This window comes from Flammeovirga sp. SJP92 (genome assembly GCF_001583495.1).
In the GTDB taxonomy this organism is placed as follows: domain Bacteria; phylum Bacteroidota; class Bacteroidia; order Cytophagales; family Flammeovirgaceae; genus Flammeovirga.
On the sequence record NZ_LQAQ01000058.1, the window covers coordinates 1 to 4,738 of the forward strand.

Consider the following 4,738-nt stretch of genomic DNA (forward strand, 5'->3'; position numbering starts at 1 on the left):
AATGATTTTAAACTCGCTTTGCTCAAACAAGAAAATCATTTTTAACGGCTCAATTCATGAAATTCTTAACGCTTTTCCCTTCAATGCCACGGGGAGTACTACCAAACTATAATGGTAGAAAGCTCAATGGCACGAATGTTAAGCGTTAACATCATTCGTGTCCTTCAGATCATCAGAAATCTCCTGATTTCTAAACACTATAAATAACGAAAACTTAGTTTACAATGCGTTGAAAGTTTTTTAATGGAAGCTATCGCAAGACAATAAATAGAATTAGTATTAGATAGTTTTGAATTTGTACTTATTCATTAATAAAAGGTTCTAAAAAACCGATTAGTTTCTTTCCTCCATGCGACCACCGGATTCCATGCCCAGAAGCCACCCTAGCTTCATACACCAATTCATGTTTGTAATGGAAAAACACATTCCACCACGTTTTATGCTCCAGCATTTGATGAATTAAACTTCTCACATATTCTTCTTTATCAGATGGCGAACCTTTCACTTCTCCCCAAAAATTATCAGCATGTCTTCCTGCATGTTTCTCCCAAGCCCTTGTCGCCACACTGATTTGAGTATTAAAAGGAGAAAAAGCAGTTTCTATCAATAAACTTTTCAAAGGTGGAATACCATTCTGATCTCTTACACTAGCAGACGTTAAACGTTGTCCAAGAAGCAGTAGCAAGTGTTCCATACCTATGGTCTCTATCAACTTTACTATTAATTCTTCATTCTCAAGATGCTCAGCCTCCAGATGCTGTTTCTTTTGTTGAATATCCTTCCTGATTGCCTCCCATTCAGGAATAATTTCATCTTTAAAATAAGGCTGTTTTTCATAAGGAAAGTTGGATTCCAGCAAAAGCATCAAGTTTGAAACCAACACCTGCAAGTGTTCTTGGTCAAGCAAATTTTGATAATTGGGATTGAAATGTTCTATTAAAATCAAAATGGATGAATTGATAGATTTAACGGATGACTATTACTTACAAAAAGCTGTTTGCTGTAGTAAAGATGAGAAGTTATTTCAGTGGATCAAAATTTACTATTAAGTACAAGGACAATACTACCATCATCATGTTCAACTAATGGATACTACTCCAAAAACTGTATTCTATGACAAACTCACTTTTTTATATAAAAAAAATCGTGAGCAAATGCGAAAGGCTATAAAACCAAAAAAGAAAGGATAAGAATATGGAACGATACCCAATGCTCTTACCCTTTTACAATTATGTTCAATGATTATTTATGGAAAAGATACCCAAAATAAGAATCTATTTCCTCTCACCTATACGTATAACATACGCTACTGTATATTAAGGCAAAGTAATCTCATTAAACATGAAATATCATGCCCTCCTAACATATTGATAGAACACCGCCCTCGCATACTTCACCATTGCTTCCTCTTTTGCTTTTTTATTTCCTCTTTCTGCACGAAAAGCCACATGCTTACTTGGCTTTCGTGTTTTCAGCATAAACTCCACCAATTGTTGTAGAATAAGAATATCATTTTTATAATGATATCTTTTTTCCCAACCCAAACGAATTTTATAACGATGGTATTTACCTCCAAAGTGCCAACGGATAAAAAAGTAGGTGTTTCTTACCCAAGGTGTATCTGAATGCCAATAAATATGCCTACGGTCGGCATAGAGTTCATATCGGTTTTTTCGTTTAATTTTTTTAGACCTTTTTATCTTTGGGAGACTGCCTACCACTTTTTTTCGGGCCACCGCTAAATCGTTGGCTTTTTGAGCAACATATTTTCCATCCACACTATTTCTTTTGATTTCTCTATACAAAGTAGACAAATGAATCCCCAAGATTTGTGCAATACGTTTTTTTGCACCTCCATGTCGAAGAAGGTATTCCAATTGTTCTCTTTGAGATAGATCAAGTTGTGCCATAGTTATTGTTGGAGTAAAATGAGAAATGAATAATGATTAAACTTAACGATCCATACAATATAATTTCCGCTTTGTAGTATCGCATCAATAGGGTTTCTCTGATGATCTGCACTGAATTATATCGGACGCAATATTAAGTTATCTTTTCAAGACAGTTAGATTGTGACTTAAAGTAATCTTTTTTGCTTCTAAATCCAAGGGTGTTGTAGTGGTAATGCTGTTATTTTTATTTGTAATACTGGTTTTTGTTTATGTTTTGGTAGTGGTGTGTATTACTTTTTGATTTTTCTTTTAATGTGAGATACCCCACAAGTTTTTTTTGGCTTGCGGGGAGTTGTTTTTTGTGATAAGTTGGATAGTTATAAGTAACTTTACCGCTTAATATCCAGAATAGTGATGAGTTTAAAAGTATAAACTTCAGTCCTTACAAAAAGAGCTTGAAATCTGATTGAATAACTTCAGATCATTATCGTTTTTATATTTAGTTTTTTTACTTTTTCTCTTATCGTTTACATACTTTTTCTTAACCTGTCGAATTTTTATACCTTTCTCATATAAATAAATTATACAGATATCTTTACCAGGGCTTAGGTCACCTGGAAAATATACATTAATAGAATCTTTTTTTATTAAATTTACCGTTCTTACTATTTCCTCAAAATTAGGTTTACAATGATCTGTAATATTATATTCATCCTCAAGAGGCCCAATATAAGCTGTTTTTTTTACAGAGTCTTTGGTAATACTGAAAATTTCTATACTAGATCCCTCAAGAATAGGTACCTGTATTAAAATTTCATCCACTTGACTAAATACAGAAAGAGGAAATAGTAATAATATTAATGTATTCATCAAATTTTTCATATCATTTCTATTTAAAATAGTTGTAAAAATTATCTTCTTATTCTTCTGATTGTTGTGGTGATATCCTTCCATCACCTACTTTAAAACCATGCCATAATGCATCACCATAATTTGTTCCATAATCCTTAACAAGTTCATCATATAATTTTTTCACAGCTTCTGGAACATTATCCTTCGGACTGAAATCCTCATTTCGGATTGTTGTACCAGTAGTGAAAGATCCAATAACAACACTTATAATATCTTTTTTAGAATAACCTAAGCCTTCATTTTCTGCATATGCTGTTAGGAACAGACAACGATTGAAAATTTTTATGAACAAGCCCTGTGTTTTATAGTTAATGCCTAAATAACTCCATTAATTTTTCTTCAGCTATATTGAAGTATATTAAATCCATATTCTCTTTATATTGAGCTTTATACTTTTCACGATTTTCCATAGCAGGATCGATAAGAAATAGTTTTGAAATTTTCCTTACCATAGTATCTTCATGCACTAATTTTATAGAGTAAACATCCCTTCCACTAGGCCATACCTCACTATACACACAAATTGTATCGTTTTTTATCTTATTTACTTGGGCTAAAATATCTCTAAAGAAAAAAGCATCATCAATTGGTATACTATCTGAATTAATAAAAAGATGTCCCGCATAATTAGAACTTATCCCTAAACTGCAAGAAACTTCAATTTGAGTATCAAACGCTTCCAAACCAATAATCGGAAAACTTAATTTAATTCTATCAACCTGACCATAAATTTTGGTACAAAAAAAAGAGAATAGTATGTAAAATAGAAACTTGTTTATTTTCAAATTAATCATTCTTATTTATATTTTCTCGAATCCTGAATATTTGAAGAATTCCGCCAAATTTTTCAACTGTATTATTATAAAAAGTTTGAACATCATTAGGAATATCTTGATTTAATCTAAATTCTTTATCTCGCACATGACTATTTGTAAATAACGATATGATAACAACAGAAAGTATTTCATCTTCGCTATAGTTTAAATTATTCTGTGTTGCATAGTCTGTTAAAAACTGAATTGCATTATTTACTTCTGTCATTGAACCCAATTGTGCATAATGGTTTGCAGTAGGTCTTATTTCATTAGAATCTTTTCCAAAATCATTCTCTGCATTATTCTGTTGGAAGAGCATTTCCTTTGAGCGGTTCTGTGAGATTAGTGTCTGTAGATAGAAGAGTGTGTTTGTTTTTTAGTTATAATTTGCAAACCTATTCAAAAAGCAAGTTCGCAGTGATGCTGTCGCTTAACACCACGAACAGAGTACTACAAACAGTGCTTTTGATAGATAAATACAAACCCTTACTAACTATTGGAAATAGAAGTGGCAAGGATTTATTTGCATTACATATTGTCTTTTTCAAAATGCTAGTTCTGGATAACGTTACCGCTTAATATTCAGAACAGTGATGAGTTTAAAAGTATAAACCTCAGTCCTTACAATAAGACATTAAAATCTGTTCATATAGTTTCAAATCCTTGTCATTTTTGTATTTCGGTATTCTACTTTTTTCCTTATTGTAAACAGTTTTTTTAATAATTCGCCTTACTATATGGCCTTTCTCAGCTAAAGAGATTATACTAATATCTTTACCTTGACTATAGTATATTATAGAATACTCAATGATAGAATCTTTTTCTATTAAATTTGCTATTCTTACTATTTCGTCAAAATTAGGTTTACAACGATCTGTAATATTATCTTCAGGTTTAAGAGGCCCAATATAAGGTGTATTTTTTACAGAGTCTTTGGTGATACTGAAAATTTCTATACTAGATCCCTCAAGAATAGGCAACTGTATTAAAATTTCATCCACTTGACTAAATACAGAAAGAGGAAATAGTAATAATATTAATGTATTCATCAAATTTTTCATATCACTTCTATTTAAAATAGTTGTAGAAATTATCTTCTTATTCTTCTGGTTGGGTTGT

At 31.5% G+C, this 4,738-nt stretch carries 7 protein-coding genes; all 7 read right to left on the reverse strand.

Features of this window, described 5'->3' with window-relative positions:
- Positions 1–301: 301 nt before the first annotated feature.
- Entirely contained in the window at positions 302–907 is a 606-nt protein-coding gene (locus tag AVL50_RS12140) for a hypothetical protein (protein ID WP_216639042.1), read from the reverse strand.
- A gap of 442 nt (positions 908–1,349) precedes the next feature.
- The gene (locus AVL50_RS12145) at positions 1,350–1,910 is read right to left on the reverse strand and encodes a helix-turn-helix domain-containing protein (RefSeq protein WP_062616768.1); all 561 of its coding nucleotides are present in this window, start codon (positions 1,908–1,910) and stop codon (positions 1,350–1,352) included.
- 417 nt (positions 1,911–2,327) lie between these two features.
- Entirely contained in the window at positions 2,328–2,762 is a 435-nt protein-coding gene (locus AVL50_RS12150; RefSeq protein ID WP_157491309.1) for a hypothetical protein, read from the reverse strand.
- 49 nt (positions 2,763–2,811) lie between these two features.
- The gene (locus AVL50_RS12155) at positions 2,812–3,096 is read right to left on the reverse strand and encodes a hypothetical protein (protein WP_062616770.1); all 285 of its coding nucleotides are present in this window, start codon (positions 3,094–3,096) and stop codon (positions 2,812–2,814) included.
- 16 nt (positions 3,097–3,112) lie between these two features.
- Positions 3,113–3,598, reverse strand: a complete 486-nt coding sequence (locus tag AVL50_RS12160; RefSeq protein ID WP_062616771.1) for a hypothetical protein — start codon at positions 3,596–3,598, stop codon at positions 3,113–3,115.
- Positions 3,591–3,938, reverse strand: coding sequence for a hypothetical protein (locus tag AVL50_RS12165; RefSeq protein ID WP_062616772.1), 348 nt, complete (start codon positions 3,936–3,938; stop codon positions 3,591–3,593). The genes AVL50_RS12160 and AVL50_RS12165 overlap by 8 nt, the downstream gene beginning before the upstream one ends.
- A 295-nt stretch (positions 3,939–4,233) precedes the next feature.
- Positions 4,234–4,738, reverse strand: a 505-nt coding sequence (locus AVL50_RS12170) for a hypothetical protein (RefSeq protein ID WP_216639043.1), incomplete at its 5' end; no start/stop codon positions are given.